The following is a 19,747-nucleotide window of genomic DNA, read 5'->3' on the forward strand; positions in this document are numbered from 1 at the left end:
CCTTTATTTTACTTCTAACTATTCTGCTGATTATGCTGCTTATTCTGATTATGTTTTGTGATTTTACCAAAACGCAACGCTTCAACTAATTCTTTTCTCGTATACAATCCATCGCATTGCTTGAAACCGTTAGAAACCAAACCTTGGCAAACAGCACACAATAACGGTGGATATAAAGAAGCAGCTGAGCAGACGTCTGGTTTTTCAAAAACATCATGCGCCGAACCGTCAATAATAAGCTTTCCATCATTAATCGTTATAAGTCTAGTTGCATAATCAAGCACAACTTCCATATCATGGCAAACCATAATCACGCAACAACCGTTAGCTCGCAACTCCTCAACAACTTGCATAATTCTCACGCATTCATTGTAATCAAGCCCACAAGTTGGTTCATCGAGAACAAGTATTTTAGGACGTGTTACGACAGTTGCAGCCAATGCCACCATTTGTCTCTGCCCTCTAGAAAGCATGAATGGACTGTCAGTAGGATTTAAGTCAAGTTTCTCAATAATTTCCATTGCATGCGTTTTCGCTTGACTAGAATCTTCACCAATTAAAATACAGCTCAGCTCTACTTCTTCAAGAACAGTCTCTTTACATAATTGATGATCAGGATTTTGGAATAATGTCGCAACATATTTTGCTATTTGACTAATTCGCAATGGCTTGGTGTCGATACCGTCAATTGCTACGCTACCTTCAGTAGGTCTTAGTAAACCGTTAATAATTTTTGTAATAGTAGTTTTTCCGGCACCGTTTTTACCAATTAGTGCGATCAATTCACCAGCATAAGCATCAAATGAAATATCTTTTAGAGCCTTAACATCATTTGCATAAGCAAAACTCACATGATCTATTGAAAGGCATGGCTTATCAATATTATTAACTGCATTGTTAGCTCTTTTAGAATCTTCTTTATTAAGTTCTAAATCAGCTTCTGCATCATGCACGTCATCGCTATTAGAAAGTTTAGAATAATCAGAACGCAAAGTTTTAACAATAGTATTTACAGTTTCATCAACTCCAACACTAAGAGGTGCTGGATCGCAAATTTGTTCATCTTGCAATTGTTTAAGCAATCGAGTAGTACGTGGATAATTAATACCTACTTTACGAAGTAACTCTATATCTTTAAGAGCTTCGCAAACAGGAGCATCGAGAACAAGCTCTCCTTTAGAAAGCACTATAAGACGCTTGCAATATTCGCTTAATAAAGCTACTTTTTGCTCAATCACTACAATAGTAATACCAAAGTTTTTATTCAAATCACTTAAAACATCGAAAATCATACGTGAAGAAACTGGATCCAGCGCACAAGTAGGCTCATCTAAAACCATCACTTTAGGCCTTAAAGCCAAAATAGCAGCTATTGCAACCTTCTGCTTTTGACCTCCAGATAGCGTATCTAAATCACGATTTCGCAAATTGCTAATACCAACAGTTTCTAGTGCATTTGCTATACGTTCAGGAATTTCATCGTGCGAAACTCCGAAGTTTTCTAAACCAAAAAGCAACTCATCTTCAACGTTTGCAGCAACCATTTGCGCATCAATATCTTGGATAACAGAGCCAATTAAACAAGCAATATTAGTGAGCTCAAGAGTAGTAGTGTCATGACCAGCAATTCTGACAGTTCCGAAAAACTTGCCAGAATAATGGTGAGGAATTGCTCCAGAAAAAAGTGAAGCAAGAGTTGTTTTACCAGACCCAGAAGGTCCAATAATTCCAACGAACTCACCTTGATGAATGCTAAGGTTTACTTTATGAAGAGCATAGTTGCAACTGCCTTCATTGTCTTTTTTATCTTTATTTGCAACACTTTCATCACTATGAGTATCGTAGCGAAAAGATACATTGCTTAATTCAAGCAATGGCACTTCTTTTACTGATTCATCACTTTTTTTCATAGGCTCTTTACACGGTTCGGCAGAATCAACTAAATGATTATCTGCAACATATTTTTCTTGCTGAGACATAACATTCCTAACTCTAACACACCGAGCAAACGCTAAAAAAATTAATAACACAAAAACACAAGTTGACACCAATCATATTAGACTGATGCCAACTTGCTTTTATACCTTTATATTTATACTTCTATGACTTTATACATTTATACTCATTAAACACATTCGTTAATAATGACGTATAACGTGCAATTAAACATGCAATCATGAGAATTTCTTAATTAATTTATTTATTATTTGTGCAATACGAGTCGCAATGGAGTATAAAGAATTTCAACAATAATCGCATTAAATGCAGCAGTACCAAAAATAATTGGCATCATTACGATTACCATGTTTGGAGAATGAAGAATAAAGTAAGCAGCAATAGAAGCGAAAATGCAACCAGAAATTACTGTTGTAACAAAAGTTGCAATAAATGGGAAAACACTTACTTTACGAGCAGCATCCTTTGGGAAGAGATGGACATATCCAATTAAGATAGCTGTCATAATAATTGCAGCAGGAATGTCACACGCATATTCAAGGAATGGAATCGAAGTATTAAGTTGGATTAATGTTGCAGCAAGAGCTCCAATAATAGCTCCTTGATAAATCTTTGGACGAACCAATAAAATCGCCAAGCAGAATGAAGCAATAACAAACTCAGGCTGGATATTTCCAATAGAAAGAGGCTTGGCAACAGTAAAATCAAGAATGCATCCTGCTGCAAATAGAACTGCAACCAGCACTAACGAAGTAATATTTAGTGCATGATTCTTAACTTTCACATTTTTCATCATTACCGACGCAACATCACCAGTTGCATTTGCAACGCCGTTAGTAGCTTCCATAACATTTTCGTTAGTTTCATTAGCCATGATTTCTCTCCTTGTTTAAGCTTTATATTATTTGAATACAAAGCTACCGAATATTTTGTTGTGATTTGTGAATTGTGATTTGGTTATTTTTGAAATTTAAGGCTTGTATACAAAAAGACCCCCGGGGCTTACCCGGAGGTCTTTTACAAGCTTTTATACGCAGCTTCTAAAACTTCAGAGTAAACTCACGCCAAAGAGAAGACTGCCACCACCACATACGTGCAGCATTAAGAGTATCAAAAGATTCAGCATTCATGTTCATGTTAAGCATGATGTCTGCCTCCTTAACTCATTAATACTAACTGTGGTTCACGCACAAACCTCAACCGAAGTATTCGATATTTGTTTGTGTTGGAAATGATGCTAACACCATAAAAGTACAAATGCAAACATTTTTTCCAAAAATATTCTCGCAATGAAATAATTATTACAAAAATATTTATAAATTTATTATTCGTAAATCCTTATTTTGCAAAGAAAATCTCGTTTTAAATAAAGAAACTCCCGAAATAATGTAAAAGAAAAAATTTACTTAAATAAATGCAACACGCTGATTCATTTAGTTGTTTTGGAATCTTTTACATTTTGACTTTTTAATTGCTGAGCAATTTGCAATTTTACTGCAATAATTCTCTTTACAGACTCATCAATTCGAGACTCAGGTATATCACCTTGACGAACTGCAGTGACAACAGAATAATATGCTTGACGCAAATTTGCAGGAGAAAGTAATATATCGATACCTGCTTTAATTCCTGTAATTGCAGCAACTCCAGGAGAATAGCGCAACGATATTGCACCCATCCCTAGAGAGTCAGAGATAAGAATGCCTTTATAACCAAGCTGTTTACGAGCTAAACCAGTAACAATTTTCTCAGACATGCTAGCAGGAATATCATCACCCGTAATCTTCGGATACGACACATGACTGACCATAATAAACTTAACACCAGTGTCTACAGCATCTTTGAATGGCACTAAATCTATTTTTCTTAATGCAACTGGAGATTGGTTCGAAACAGTAGCACCTTTGTGAGAATCTTCAAAAGTTGAACCGTGACCAGGAAAATGCTTATACGTGGCAAAAACGTGATTCTCTTGCAAACCGTCAGTAAACGCATCTGTCATATTTGCAACTAACGAAGCATTAGAACCAAATGAACGCTTTATCATCAACTTATTATCTGGATTAGTAATCACATCAGCAACTGGAGCAAAATCGACATTAAAACCTAAATTCGAAAGATAATTACCAATGTAAGCACCAGTGTTATAAGCTTTACGCGTTTTTTTAGTCGCTCCAATATCCTTCATATTAGGAGAAGATTTAACGCCCATTTGAGGATTTGAGCTAACTCGCGCAACAGTGCCACCTTCTTCGTCAACAGCCACTAAAGCAGGAAGTGACACTCTAGATTCGCTTATTGATTGCAACCCAGAAATCATTTGCTGAGTTTGATTAGGATTCTGAATATTCTCCCTGCTATACATTATGCCGCCAACAGGTATGGAATTAAACGACTGCTGCATTTGCGAACCAGAAGATACCACAGTCCCGTATGTTCCAACTAATTCTTCAGGTTTAACTATGAACATTTGAGCAACTTTATCTTCAAGAGACATTTTTGATAGCACATTTTTAACAGCAATGCTATTAGGATCAATCCCCTGCCTTGCTTGCTTTTTACGTGCTTTCTTTAGTGCTTCAAGTTTTTTAGCTATATCCGCAGAATTAACTGTTTTCTTACTAACATAATTTTTAGAAGAAACGTTAAAAAAATGCGAGCGCATAACAGATACTGCAGCAAACATAGATATTGCAAGTAAAGCAATAGCTATAATAGCCACTAAAATAGAAGCAAAACGCCTTCTTGGGGCAACACTTGCAATTTGATTATGATGCTGAGCATTACGATATTGCATAGTGCGACCATCTACATAATGCGGACTGCTTTGTAGTTTACGTGTCCCTTGCTTTCGCATAACGAGTTTCCTCTAATTCGCTAAAAATGAACCAAAAAGTAGCGTAATGCTAACGCCTATTTATCTCACAAACATAGCCAGTTTTGCCACTAAAGGTTTTACGCAATGTAGGAGTCGTAAATAAATCATCGCGTTGATCATTCCACGACCACTCATCATTTAAACGCCAAAGCATAAGATAAAACTCAGGCTCTCCATCTTTATCGTTTCGACTTGGCTCTCCTGGCAACCAGTTTTCATACTTTACTTTTTCACCAGTAACCCAGTGCGCAAACACGTCACCATTCTCACGTTGCGAAGTATAACCGCCAATCCACACATACTTGACGCCTTCCTTTTTTGCCATATCGATTATCTTTTTCTCTTTACTCTTACTGGTAAGAGTTACTAAGTAACCGCCATCTTGCATGCATGCACTATTAGCTTCAGTCCACTTCACATCGCCCTTATGTAACACGAAGCGAGTTGCAGTCTTCTTATACTTCTTCTTCTTAATTGGCTTAAACGACAAATCATCACCGATACCACCAGATTGATGATTCTTAGAATCTGCAACCAATGCAGAAATCACTCGATCATCATAAGGATTCGAAGAAGAATCAGAATCGTATTCTAAGCAATAAACATTATCTTGATTGACTCGAATTCTATTCATTACCTCTTTCATATCTGATATTGAATTCATATCCCAGAAGTAACCATTCGTTTCATTCGCAATATTTTGCAAAGTGCTTGAATCAGCTTCACTAGTACCAATCAAATATACAGGAATACCTTTTTCTTTAGCTAAAGAAATAACATCATCAGCAGTATGAGTACTCTCATTATCTTGACCATCAGTAAACGCAATTACGCAATTAAAGCCAGGATGATTAGAAGCATTAGTGATTCCAGTATAAAGTGCATCATATAAAGCTGTCATGCCGTAAGGAGTCATATTATCAATGCCCGTAAGCAATCGATCTTTATCGTTAGTATACGTTGCCATATACATTAAGTAACTATCGAAAGATATAAGCTCTCCAGTGTCCCCAACCTTATAATTAAGATTGCGCACAAAATCGCTCATAGTTTTCTTCATAGTGTCGATTGAAGAATCCATAGATCCAGATTTATCAAGCAGAATTTCGTAATTAACACCTTGTTTGTCTTTAATACGCTCAACTTTACGAATAAGTCTTTCAGCTTCTTTGCCGCCACCAATCTTCTCACGAATTGCAGCAGTAGGAGAATCAATTTCCAAAGCTTTTCCACTACTATCAGTAAGCGAAAAGTACAGTTTTACATGAGGATATTTAGATACGTCAGAGTCAACGATTTTTAACTTATAATCCGCATATTTATTGGATTTCATAATTTCTTTTCGCAAAGTTTCGTAAGGAATTTGCTTTGGTCTCATATAATCCCAAATGCAATACCCAAAAATACTTGAAAGAATAACAGCAATCATAACAATAATAGCTATAATAATATTCCTTCGCTTCGCATCATTTTCAACAGCAACTTGCGCATACCCGTATTGCGGTTGATACGGGTATTGTGTATTTACTTCAGGACGATAATACTGATTAGGAATGTTGTTGGTATAGAATACTTGCGTTTGCGCTTCAGGATAAGGCTGCCCTACTTGCTGAGGCTGAGTATTATTTGCTTGAGAAGTAATTTCTGCACCACATTGCGTGCAGAACCTCGTATTATCTTTTAAAGTAGCTCCGCAATTAACGCAGTACATGATTTTCTTCTTTCTCTTCCTTATTAGTAAAACATTCACATACAGTTATAAAAAACCAAACTATCTATTAATTCTATACCCTGCTTCAAACACAAAGCCGAGGATATCGCAACAAATGCAATTACCCTCGGCTTTTTATAATAAGCGAACTTATTAGTTTATTTATTTACTTATAAAAACCTCACGAGTTCGCATAACGCTTGTGACTCTTAATACGAAGTAACAATACGCTCGCAGCAGCAATTAGTATTGAGCATACAGTAGTAACTACGAATATATTACTGCCTGTTGCACTTAAACTATGAAGCTGTTGCGAAACTGCATTGCTTGTTACTGTGATATCTGTCCAAGCAACTTGATTACCTTTTTCGTCAACCAAAACAACCGTATGCTTTCCGGTGTATCCAGCTGGGAACTGAGCATCAAATTGAGGCTTGCCATTAACCATGCGAACAGTCACAAACTTTGAACCATCAGCACCCTTGAGCAAACGAGGAGACGAGTAAATGTACGCGTATGCATAAACTACTCCATCACGCTGCAAACGCTCGGTGAACTCGCTGTTCACAACATTAATTCTCACACTGTTAACAACACCTGCAGTTGCAACGTTATTGTTACCAACGCTAAGAGTTCCCTTTAGCTCTGGATTAAGCTGCTGAACTGTTTTCGGAGCAACAGGTACAGGAGCGGATTCTGCTGGCTTAGCTGGAGCAGAATGCTCAGACTTAGCTGGCGCAGACTGTTCGGACTTTGCAGGTGCAGAATGCTCAGATTTAGCCGACTGAGTCTGTTCAGACTTAGCAGGTGCAGGATGCTCAGCTGGAGTTTCAGTCTTAGTCTGATCAGGTTTAGTCTGATCAGGTTTAGTCTGATCCGGTTTAGTCTGATCCGGTTTAGCTGGAGTTTCATGCTCAGATGGCTGAGGCTGAGGAGCCGGTGCCGGAGACGGTGTTGGTGCAGGCGTTACCGGACCAGGAGCCGGAGCAGGTGGCTGAGGCGTTGGCGTCACAGGACCAGGCGCTGGAGTTGGAACTGGCGCTGGTTGCGGACCAGGCTGCGGATGAGGTCCAGGAGCTGGTGTTGGAACTACAGGACCAGGAGCCGGAGCAGGTGGCTGAGGCGTTGGCGTCACAGGACCAGGCTGAGGATTCACAGGACCAGGACCAGGCTGAGGAGCCGGAGTCTTTTCTGCATTAATCAACACAGCAGTCGAAAGAGCAGCGACCTTGTATGTTCCGTCGGCAGAAACATTAGCCTCTTGAGCAACGTCATTGACTTTGCCATCAGCAACAAGAGCAGAATACTTTCCTGCTGGAATCTTTACTTGAGTTTCAGCATTATTAGCATTGAACACTACAACGTATTGCTTATTTGCATCGTTAAGCGTGTAAGCAATTACACCATCAGGAGTGCCAGCAATCATCTTCATGTTCTTGTTAATTGTTGCATAATCAAAATCACGAAGAGATTTAATGCTCTTGCGTAACTTCAACAATCCCTTGAAATAGTTCACGGAATCAGATTTTTCTGTTGCACGATTCCAATCAAGAGCATTGTCTTTATCGCCAGCATTGTAGCTATTAGAATTACCGTTCTTGCTTCTTAAGAATTCCTGGCCGAGCTGAATGAACGGCATGCCACGCGAAAGCAAAACCATTGAATTTGCAAGCTTTACTCGCTTCAATCGTACGTCTTCAGTGTCTTTAGGCGCAGAAACCTTTAGCTTATCGTACAACGACAAGTTATCGTGAGCTTCAACATACTGAACTACTTGTCCTGCATTAGCAAAGTGCGTTTCAGCATTACCATTCGAGCACTTAATAGTACTTGTGCCAAACTGGCAGCCGAGCAAATTATGCTCAAGCAAAGCCTTAACACCTTTATCTGTATTGCCATTGACAAAACCAGTAGACGCATCACCAAACACAGAACCCTTCATAGAATCACGGAATGAATCGTTAAAGAACGCTACTCCTGGAATCTTATAAGCATTTGGCTGAATAGTAGACTCGCTCTTAGGAAGCAGTTCATTCATATCCCAGCCTTCGCCGAGCACAATAATTGAAGGATCAATCTTATTAAGCTCAGCACGCACTTCCTGCATAGTCTTCAGGTCAATTAAGCCCATCAAATCAAATCGGAAGCCGTCAAGGTTGTAATGCGTAGCCCAATACTTTACAGAATCTAAAATATACTTGCGCATCATTTGACGCTCAGAAGCAGTATCGTTACCGCATCCAGAATTACCATTCAGAGCGCCATCCTTATAACGGAAGTAGTATCCAGGAACAGTCTTGTTAAACGAATGCTTTTGTACGTCATAAACATGGTTGTAAACCACATCCATAATCACACGCAAACCAGCCTTATGAAGGCCAGCAATCATTTGCTTAGCTTCCTTAACTCTCGCTGTTGGATTAGCAGGATCCGTAGAGTAAGACCCTTCAGGAACATTGTAGTTTTGCGGATCATAACCCCAGTTTTGAGCTCCTTGCTTTCCATAGCTCAAGTCACCAGTTTCATTCACAGAACCAAAATCATACATTGGCATGATTTGCACGTGAGTGACACCAAGCGACTTCAAATAATCAAAGCCAGAAACATTCTGCTTATCTTTAGTCTTAGTACCTGCTTCTATTACGCCAATATACTTACCACGATGAGCATCGCTAATACCAGAGTTTGGATTGATTGAGAAGTCACGAACATCCATTTCTGCAATTGTTGCGTCACTTGGATTCGTAAAGCTTGGCATACGATTTCCAGCGCTACCAGCGTCTTTATCTGCTAATACAACAGAACGTTCACCGTTTACTACTGCAGCTTTCGCATAAGGATCAGCAGAAACATTCACTGTGCCATCAGCAAAATGAACTTCATATGCGTAAGCTGTATTAGCTTTATCACCATCGAGCTTTGCAGACCATACGCCATGATCTTCTGCTTTCATAGCTGTTTCTTTGTCTTTTTCAGCGTTTTCTTGAGTCGACTTATAAGTAATCAGCTTTACTTCAGTTGCTGTTGGAGCCCAAAGCTTGAAAGTAGTTGAAGAAGCAGAATACACAGCACCTAAATCATCGCCAGCATAAGCATATTTCTTATCGAATTCATCGGTACGAATTACGCTAGAACCAGTTTTTGAGGAAGCAGAAAGCTTAATACCTGTAGCTAATCCCTTAATACTCAACTCATACTTATGCTTAATATTAAGGTCATTCTTGGTTTCGATAGTAATCTCTGAACCCTTAGCTTTAGCAGAAGCAATTTCAACTTTCTTGCTAGGATTTTCACTAGTATCCAAAAGTGTTACGTCATTGTCTTTTACAGAAGACACGTCACCCGATACTTTTACAGCTAACTTCTTTAAGCCAGCAATATCAGCAGACATTACGTGAGCTGTAAGTTGTGGCATAGTAGCGTTTAAGTACACTGTCATGTCATCTTGCATTAACCAGACTTCAGCACTACCCTTGTTCGGATCATTTGCATCTAGCTTAATTGCATTGTTTGGAATACTGCGATCGCTAGGATCTTGTTGTTTCCAAGCGTCAATTGGCGTAGATTTTCTAACTTTGAAACCAACACTGTCAATACCAGCATCATTCTTAGCAGTAAAGGTTGCAATCTTGCCATAATCGTCATGCGAAGTGAAGTAACGAGCAGATCCATTAGTTCCGTCGTTCCAAGTCCACATGTTCCAGCCTTCATAATCGCCAGCATTCCTGCGATAATGAACTGTTACCTTTAACTCTTTTGGCTTCTTTTTAAGATTGTTTGGAGCAGTGAACTGCGTAGTATCCGATCCGCCTGTTACCCAAGCTTCAGCAAGACCACTTGCACAGTTTTCAATAGCACGATCGCCACCATCTTTACCCCACTCTTTTGTAGTAGTAATAAAGGAAAGTGACTTGTTTTCAAAAGCTCCATCAACTGTAGTTTCAAAAACTTTGCCGAAAGAATCCGTGCCAGTAAACTTATGCCAAGCTCCAGGTAAATCTTTACCATCCTTGTCTTTGCCCCACAACCAAATGCCAATATCACGACTATCATCCGCTTTTGGCTTGTAGTGGATGCGAACAGTAGTCTTTGGATTATACGCTACTGGGCAAGGATTTACTCCAACACTACCCTTGTGATCTTGAGCTACATACGAATCAGTGTGAGCTGGAATCTTAAAGTTATTATTATCTCCTTCGTGATACCAGTAGTTTTCACCATTATTAAACACTGCTTCATAAGCTTTGCCATTGGTTGTAATCGTCTTCTTATACCAACCGTCGCAAGCCTTTTGCATCTCATCGCCAGGAGCTTGAGTCCAGCTTGAGCCTATGCCGTAATGAATATATACTTTCTTATCTTTAAACTTTTCGTCTGGCTTAAAGTAAATAGTTGTAGTAGGATCTTCTGGCATGCCTGCATCAGGCTTTTCTTCACCATATTGAGGATCAGATGGGTCTGTAGCAGCGCCAGCCGGATGTGTAGCTTTTGTGGCATTAACATGTAAAGCTACTGCTTCGCGAGCACCAATCTTGGTTTTAACTTCACCTTTTGCAACTTTAACAGTCTTAGAGCAGTCACCTGCAGCGTACACATTGCAATACTCGCCATCAGGCAAATCAGTCTTATAAGAAACTTCTTTTTCGTCAAGCGAATTGTTGATTGCTAAGAAGCCCTTCTTTTCGCGGCTAAAAGCAACGTTGTTGTCTCCATCATCCTGCCAATTCGTAACTTTCGCACCTTGCACAGCATTGTAGAATCCAATCATTCCACGAATAGAAGTCCAACGCTGAGTGCACTGCCAATTGGAATCCTTGCCACAAGTCACATCCGAAACAGAAATATCAGTTGCACCAGGAGCACCATCATCATTCTTATCGAACTTGTATCCGGAATACACGTTTGGAGTGCCGTATGGCCATGCAAGCATGAACGCGTTTGCTAAAGCGTAACGACGACCATCCTTATATGTAAGCACGCTGTTACCGCGCTCAGTATCCCAATTCGTAACGAAAATAGCAGCTTTATCACTTTCAACCATGCCGTCTTGAATTTTGTTCAGCGGCTTGCTTGCCTTTATCAGCGAGCCTTTAAAGTTTTGCTTAAGCTGGTAAGAGTAGCCAAACTCGTTAACTTCGCCTTCATTCAAATGTGCAGACGGCTGAATTTGTGCAGCTTCTGAAGAGTTGCCAATAGTTTCCTGCATCCACCAGATGTCATGAATCTTTTTGCTATCTTCAACACTTTCGTTGTACTGCCTTATAGCAGAAGCTTTAATACCTCTCATATCATCTGGAGAGATATGCTTTACAGCATCCACACGGAAACCTGCAACACCAAGTTTCAATAAATCTGCAAAATACTTACCAAGAACTTGCTGAACATGCGGCTTAGAAGTATCCAAATCAAGCAAGCCTACAAGCCTGCGATTCCACACTTCCTCAGCAATGTTATAATGCTCAATATTACTAGTATCTTTATGGAAATCATCCTTTTTGTATCCAGCATCTTCAAAAGTCTGAGTAGACACATCATACTTACTTCCACCAACACCGACTTTATCTTTATTATCAGCGCCAGCCATGTGATTAATAACAGCATCAGCAATGATTCCAACATTTGCCGCTTTGCAAGTTTGAATCATCTGCTTAAACTCAGCTTCAGTGCCAAGTTTAGAATTTAATTTATAGCTAACAGGCTGGTAAGAAGTCCACCAGGCTTTACCTTTAATATGATCCTGAGAAGGCGAAATTTGCACATACTTTACACCCTCAGGGCCGTAAATTTTAGTGCACTCTTGAGCAATACTATTCCAATTTTGCTGGAATGCAGTAACAATAACGCCCTTACTTTTAAGAGTTACATTCGAAGAAGTTTCTTTGCTATTGGTAGACCCCCCAGTAGTATTTTCGGCGTTTGCACTACCCGTAACAGCAAAACCAGTTACAAGCATTGCAACAGACGCAACAATAGCAACCATCTTCGATGCAAAGTGTCGACGATGACTCATCAGTATCCTTTCCTCCATTGGTATTAACGCGCTTCTTCCTTGGACGCATTAATAGCTTCAATACACAAGCGATGGCTAGCACAACTATGTTGCCAGCCATCGTTATAAACGTGCATTATCAGCGGAGAAAATTATAACATCTACATACTGACAATATTGCAATAATTATACAAAAACTGTAATAATGCCAATACAAATTTATTTCCAAATCGTCTTTTACTTCGCATCTTTCTTATTAGAATCAGCCTTATTCTTGCACAGAATCAGAGCTAGTTCAATCAATAGCACAGCGAAAACAATTACAATCATTAACACAGTACTAAACGTGGAAGTACTTCCAAAATGCTCTACAGCCTTAACATGCAAAGCAATAGCGGAGTTAGCTGGAATAGTCGTCTCTACTTTCCCACCATTTACAGTAACTGTGCTAGAGCATTTACGTGAAGCATATACGTTACAATACTCACCATCAGGCAAATCAGTTTTATAACTCACATTTTTAGGCTTATCAGTATTGTTAATCGCCAAGAATCCCTTGTTTCCGCGACTAAAAGCAATGTTATTATCGTTGTCATCCTGCCATTGAGTTACTTTCGTGCCCTTAACAGCATTGTAGAATCCAATCATTCCGCGAATAGAAGTCCAACGCTGAGTGCACTGCCACTGAGAATTCTTTCCGCACTTTACATCTGGAATGTGCGTATCAGTTGCACCAGGAGCACCTTCATCGCGCTGAGTGAACTTATATCCAGAATAAATATTTGGTGTTCCATACGGATAAGCAAGCATAAAAGCATTAGCTAACTCGTACTTTGCTCCATCCTTATAAGTGAGAACTCGAGTCGAATTGTCACGCTCAGTATCCCAGTTAGTCACAAAAATAGCTGCTTTCTTATTAGGAATAAGCTGATCTGTAATATGAGACAAATTCTCAATTGAGCCATAGAAATAGTTACGCAAGCGATACGAGTATTCAAACTCATCTACTTCACCTGTACCAACATATTGATCTGGCTGAATTTTAGGATCTTGTTCAGGGAAACCAATTGTTTCTTGCATCCACCAAATATTTTCAGGCTTCATTCCAGCAGCTTTAGCAGCAGCTTCTTTTATACCTTTTACATCTTCAGGACACATATGTTTTGTGGCATCAACTCTAAAGCCCGCAACACCCATTTTTAGCAATTTTGCAAAATAGTTACCAAGAATTTTTTGTACATGAGGCTTAGAAGTATCCAAATCAAGCAAACCAACTAAACGATAATTCCAAACGACTTGCGCATCTTTATATGTGTAAATATCTTTATCTATTTGGTGAAAATCATCTTTTGTGTAACCAGCATCCGGATAGCTTTGATTTGCCGCATCATACTTACTACCACCAACACCTACAGTATCTTTATTACTATCGCCGGTTGTGTGATTAATTACAGCATCAACAACAATTCCAACACCAGCTGCCTTGCAAGTAGTAATCATATTTTTAAACTCGTCTTCAGTGCCAAGCTTTGAATTTAGATTGTAACTAACTGGCTGATAAGAAGTCCACCACTGCTTACCTTTAATATGATCCTCAGGAGGAGAAACCTGCACATAACTCACGCCCTCAGTACCATAAGTTGTTTTGCACTCTTGAGCAATACTCTTCCAATTTTGCTGAAAAGCAGTAACAATCACACCTTTTGGCGGAAGACCGTCTGTTGATTTAGTTGAAGCAAATGCCGAAGAGTTTGGAACAATAGCAAAAATACACATTAATACTGTTGCTACAGCAGCAATTGCAGCAATCGCAGTAAAAGAGCACATTAAATTGCGCTTGTAATTATTGATTAATTCGCAAGCATAATTACTTTTTTTACGCTCACTTACTTGCAATCGTGCACTGTGGATCATCGTTGTTCCTTTCACATCACGTACAGCACTTTCATTGTGCGAGAATACTTTTATTATTATACGCTTATTGTTTATGTACGAGACATTAAAATACAAAATAAAAACGTCGCCTAGCAAACTAAGCGACGTCGTGCACGTGCCCCCGGTGAGACTCGAACTCACACTGCACAGATTTTGAGGCTGTTTCCTCTACCAATTGGGATACAGGGGCATTTTTAATTTTCCGCATTTTTTTGCGACTTGTTGACTATAGCACACTTTAAGCCACATGCAAATAGTTAAAGCGTTTTGCGCGTGTCGCAAATCAACAATATTGATCATACATAACATAATGCGCGCAAACTGCAAAACAGAAAGCGCGCATTATGCAAATTATATTACCGCGCAAATGCACCTAAACTAGAAGAACTAGCGTATTGGCGCAAGCACGCGGAATAAAGCAATTAATCGCAAGCACCAACGGTGTGAACGTAGATGGAGTCAGTGCGACCAGCCTGGCGTTCACCCTGAGCAGTGCTCAAGATAACAATCTGATCACCATCGGAAACCTTACCAGCTTCGCGAAGAACCTTGTCAGTGAAGATCATCAAATCGTGACGATTCATGTCATGGTAATCTTCATCAATCAAGAAGCCTTCGGTACCCCAGCTCAAAGCCAACCAACGATAAGTGTGCTCATTGTTAGTCAAGCCGTAGATTGGAGCGGTTGGGCGTTCGCGAGAAATGCGATGAACCGTGCGACCAGTCTGAGTGTAGGCAACAATAGCCTTAGCGTTAAGTTTATCTGCCAAATCAACAGCTGCAGAAGAAACTGCACCAGTGCTAGACATATCAAGCTCAACAGCAGGAATGCGATCATAGCCATGCTCAGTAGCATACTGAGAAATACGAGACATGGTCTTTACGGTAACATCTGGATACTTACCAACAGCAGTTTCGTTAGAAGTCATTGTTGCGTCAGCGCCGTCGAGAACAGCGTTAGCGCAGTCAGAAGCTTCTGCACGGGTTGGAACTGGAGAGTTAACCATTGTGCCAAGAACTTCAGTAGCAACGATAACTGGCTTTGCATAGCGGCGAGAAAGCTCGATGCAACGCTTGGTGACCAGTGGAACCTCTTCGAGAGGCATTTCCACAGCCATATCACCACGAGCAACCATAATGCCATCGAAGGTCTTAACAATCTCTTCCAAGTTTTCAACAGCCTGTGGCTTTTCAATCTTGGCGACGATTGGAATACGACGACCTTCTTCGTCCATGATTTCGTGAGCGCGATCAATATCGGTAGCGAAACGCACGAAGGACATAGCAATAATGTCAGCGCCGGTGCGAATAGCCCAACGAAGATCAGCCTCATCCTTTTCAGTCAAAGCTGGAAGGGAAACTGCAACACCTGGGAGGTTAATGCCCTTGTGGCTGGAAACTGGGCCAGCAACAATAACCTTGGTGTGCACGTCGTTGCCTTCAACCTTGGTTACCTCGAGGCGAACCTTACCGTCATCGATAAGGATTGGGTCGCCTGCATGGCAATCTCCTGGCAAGCCCTTAAAGGTTGTAGAAGTGCGGTGCTCGTCACCTTCAACATCATCAGTAGTGATGATGAACTCCTGACCTTCTTCCAAATAAACCTTATCTTCGCCTTCAGCGTTCTTCTTGAACCATCCGCAGCGAATCTTTGGACCTTGCAAATCAACAAGAGCAGCAACATTGCGGCCAGTTGACTTGGAAGCTGCACGAACGTTGTTGTAAACGCGCAAATGATCTTCAGGAGTGCCGTGAGAACGGTTCAAACGAGCAACATCCATACCGGCTTCAACAAGCTTGGTAATACCTTCCAAGGATTCGGTAGCTGGACCAATAGTATCAACGATTTTGGCTTTACGCATAATGCCTACCTATTTTCTATTTCTGTTTATTTTTTATGAGCGATTTAATGACAAAAACCACAAAACGCCCAATTCCGCTTTCCAGTGTATCAACGGATTGTGACCGCTTATTGTATTTATTCGGCGTTTTGTGAACGCTCACAGAAAATAACATAAAATCGCAGATAATACTTGAATACCACTCAGATAATGCTTGAACAATAGTTGAATAATAATTGAGAATAATAGTTATTTTCTAACTTTTAGCATCGCTTATTTGCCGCAACTCTTTCTTTAGATCGCGTATTCCGTCGAGCAAATTGCATCGTATCCAAGAATTAAGAAACTAAAGTATATACTTTCTAATGCTCCGCATCTTCAAACGATGGTCATGACATTCCCAACAATAATAAACATTTGTTTAGTGATTACCCAATCACATATCTGTGACACACCATAAGTCATATAGCAAGTTACGAAAATAATAAGAAATTTTATTAAAAATTATATTGTTATAACATTTTGCAAGAAATTTTCATTTATAGCACCCCCCCCCCGTAGGAAATTTTACAGTCTAAACTAATTTCAAACTAAAAAATATTATGAAAAATAACAAAAATGATAGAATTTTAAATAGACCCATTTAAATAGAGAGTTTTATTACTGGCATTGGAGAGATTTGTCATAGAATTCGTTCTATTTATTTGTTTAAAAATTCGTTAAAGATTAGGGAAAATTAAGGAGATTGTTATGACAACCACTAATCCTTCAAAACATACATCATCAAAATCTTCTAAAAAGCGTTCTGCACACAAAGTACACACACTTCCGTTAGCAACGATGGCTGCTTTGTTGACAGCAGCAACCTGCTTAGGCAGCCAGCCTGCCATGGCTGTTCCAACAACCACAATTACTACGCCAACGTACACTGCAATAGCTGAAAAGCTTACGAGCGGCACGGTTGCTAAGTATCAAGATCGTGAATATGTTCCACTAGGCGACAAGAAACCTTGGTTGCAGCATCCAAATATTCTTGAATTTAGAAGAGTGCGCGGTAGAAACAGCAATGCGACAGGAATAACATCAGACGAGGAAGGGTCTGATAAGAATTGGAAATTCGTTAATGATAGAACAGCTATGTATGCACATGTGGAAACACGTGACAACTCTGATTATCTTATTTTCGATGTTTTCTTCAACAACAATGCTGAATCAATGGTATCTAAATCTAACAAGCAATGGTACTTATGGCAGGTACCATATGCAATTGCAGACTTGAATTCAGATGGTCTATATAAATCTGATACGGTTACTAATCTTAGATACGATGCGTACAGACCGAAAACCAAAGGTCACATTCTTTCGCAAGATCCGGAAGCTTTTCAGAAAGATGATTCCCTATCATTCTCTGTATCTAACATGACAAAAACTGATCAGCATTTTGGCAAAAAAGGTTATGCTCTTTATCAGGTAGGTATAGGACTTAATCCTAATAAAGTTAATGACGATTTAGATCAAATCTTCCATAAAAACGGAGATGACCCTCTTATTAGCCGAATGGCTGGAGATCAAGCAATGTATGCTTATAATAATGGTCAGCAGTATAACAAAAATTACGGTTTGGGTATAACAGTTGCTAAACCGTATGACGATGTTGCGTATCATATGCATGCAGAATTAAAGCTTCGTCCAGGAGCCATTAATAAAAACGCAGACAATTATAACGACAAGTATGCAAACATTCAGAACGCATGGACATGGGCAAACAGCGGTTCTTGGGGAGCAACTACAAGTTCTGCATACACGGTTATTTCTGGTAGAGACCCAGAAAACGATGCAGACAAAGATGATAAGTTAAAGCGCAATAAAACTGACAGCACAGCGCCAAAAATTTATTACAATGGCAAAACCGAAATCACCAACAGCACCAAGACCATTAAACTCAAGGAAGGCGAAAAACTAAGCTTCACTACCACCGATAACAAAGGTTATATTGAGAAGTTTAGCATTTCTGGTTTAACGGACACTCCTATAACCAAGAAAGGCGATGGAAGCGAAGACAAACCGCTTCCATCAGGTGACATCACTGTTACTAATAAAATGAACAACAAGGAAGTAACTATTACTTCCGAGGATGGCTCTGGCAACGTTACCACACGCAAAGTTAAAGTCAAAGTTACTAAAAAGCCAAAACTTTCTAAAGAACATCCTATTACCGGTAAAACCATTGATACTACCGTTGGTGAAAAATTACCGGAATTGACAGAAATTGACAAATTTGTAACTGTTAAAGATGGCAAAAAGCTTGATAAACAGCCAACCTTAAGCTGGAAAGGCACTGCTCCAAACACTAATACAGTTGGCGTGTTTACTCATGAGATTACTGGAACATACTCCGATAATTCCACAAGTACAGCAACTGTAACCATCAATGTTAAGCCACAGAAGCCAGTTATCGACACTAATCTAACTGATCTTGCTGGAAAGAAAGGTCAGAAAGTAACAGTATCTGTTGGGAACGGTATTCCTAAGGATGCTACTACAACAGTTAAACTGTTTGATAAAAATGGCAAGGAAATCGGCTCTACTACAACGATTAACGGTGATAAAGCAGAGATTACTGTTAAAGATGGAATCCCTGAAGGCGACGTGTATGCAACAACGAATGTAAGTAAGCCTGATAAGCAAGATGGTCCTAAAAAAATAATTCCAGGATTTAACCTAACTTCAGAAAAAAGTGATAAAAAACAAGCTACCAAGCCTAAGGATACTCAAAAACCAACAATTACTGCTACTGCTACTTCATCGTCTGTAGAAGTTGGGCAAGATCTGAAGATTCACATTGTTGCTACAGATGATGTGAAGGTTGAAAAAATCAACTATATAGACGCGCTAATGGGCGCCAATCTGCTTCAACAAGCTGATATCCTTAGTGGTCGTGCGAGTGTTTCAAAAACCAAAGACAGCGATCAGGAACAAGTGTTGGATCTCACTGTTACGAAGATGCAGCCGAAGGAAGTTGGCACACATACTCTAACACTCACAGTAACCGACTCGGCAGGAAAAACCGGCACCGCAACTCTAACCATAACCGTGAAACCAGCTGTTAGCGATCAGAAAGCTGAAAACAAGACTGGTAAAGACAAGACAACCGTGAGCGGTAAAACCACTCCAGGCGCAACAGTCACTATCAGCAAGGGCGGTCAAAAAGTTACCGAAGTAACCGCTGGAGACGACGGTTCCTTCACTGTCGATATTGATAAGCAAGAACCGAACACCAAGCTCACGCTCACTCCAAGCAAGGGTGGTGTAACCGGAGACCCAGTCAACGTGACCGTAACCGGTGAAACACCAGCAGCAAAACCAGCTGTTAGCGATCAGAAAGCTGAAAACAAGACTGGTAAAGACAAGACAACCGTGAGCGGTAAAACCACTCC

At 39.9% G+C, this 19,747-nt stretch carries 8 protein-coding genes and 1 tRNA gene; 1 reads left to right on the forward strand and 8 read right to left on the reverse strand.

Annotated elements, in window-relative coordinates; translation table 11 throughout:
• Positions 1 to 14: 14 nt before the first annotated feature.
• The 8 genes from AC1EK3_RS02420 to pyk form a co-directional block, all read right to left on the reverse strand.
• Entirely contained in the window at positions 15 to 1,979 is a 1,965-nt protein-coding gene (locus tag AC1EK3_RS02420; RefSeq protein WP_480033370.1) for an ABC transporter ATP-binding protein, read from the reverse strand.
• A gap of 224 nt (positions 1,980 to 2,203) precedes the next feature.
• On the reverse strand, positions 2,204 to 2,830 hold the full coding sequence (locus AC1EK3_RS02425) for a hypothetical protein (RefSeq protein ID WP_480033369.1): 627 nt from the start codon (positions 2,828 to 2,830) through the stop codon (positions 2,204 to 2,206).
• 555 nt (positions 2,831 to 3,385) lie between these two features.
• The gene (locus tag AC1EK3_RS02430; RefSeq protein WP_480033744.1) at positions 3,386 to 4,813 is read right to left on the reverse strand and encodes a glycoside hydrolase family 3 protein; all 1,428 of its coding nucleotides are present in this window, start codon (positions 4,811 to 4,813) and stop codon (positions 3,386 to 3,388) included.
• Between the two features lie 49 nt (positions 4,814 to 4,862).
• Positions 4,863 to 6,545: a VWA domain-containing protein gene (locus tag AC1EK3_RS02435; RefSeq protein WP_480033367.1), complete on the reverse strand. Its 1,683-nt coding sequence runs from the start codon at positions 6,543 to 6,545 to the stop codon at positions 4,863 to 4,865.
• A gap of 181 nt (positions 6,546 to 6,726) precedes the next feature.
• Positions 6,727 to 12,555 (reverse strand): type I pullulanase, encoded by a 5,829-nt coding sequence (pulA, locus tag AC1EK3_RS02440; protein WP_480033366.1) that lies wholly within the window; start codon positions 12,553 to 12,555, stop codon positions 6,727 to 6,729.
• A gap of 216 nt (positions 12,556 to 12,771) precedes the next feature.
• Entirely contained in the window at positions 12,772 to 14,310 is a 1,539-nt protein-coding gene (locus AC1EK3_RS02445) for an alpha-amylase (RefSeq protein ID WP_480033486.1), read from the reverse strand.
• A 275-nt stretch (positions 14,311 to 14,585) separates the two neighbouring features.
• Positions 14,586 to 14,659: transfer RNA gene (locus tag AC1EK3_RS02450), tRNA-Leu, on the reverse strand.
• A gap of 232 nt (positions 14,660 to 14,891) precedes the next feature.
• The gene (gene pyk / locus AC1EK3_RS02455) at positions 14,892 to 16,331 is read right to left on the reverse strand and encodes a pyruvate kinase (protein WP_004107046.1); all 1,440 of its coding nucleotides are present in this window, start codon (positions 16,329 to 16,331) and stop codon (positions 14,892 to 14,894) included.
• Positions 16,332 to 17,060: 729 nt separating this feature from the next.
• Here pyk and AC1EK3_RS02460 point away from each other — a divergent pair.
• The coding region (locus AC1EK3_RS02460) for an Ig-like domain-containing protein (protein ID WP_480033745.1) at positions 17,061 to 19,747 on the forward strand (2,687 nt) is incomplete at its 3' end.

The organism is Gardnerella sp. C0026F2 (assembly GCF_056590715.1).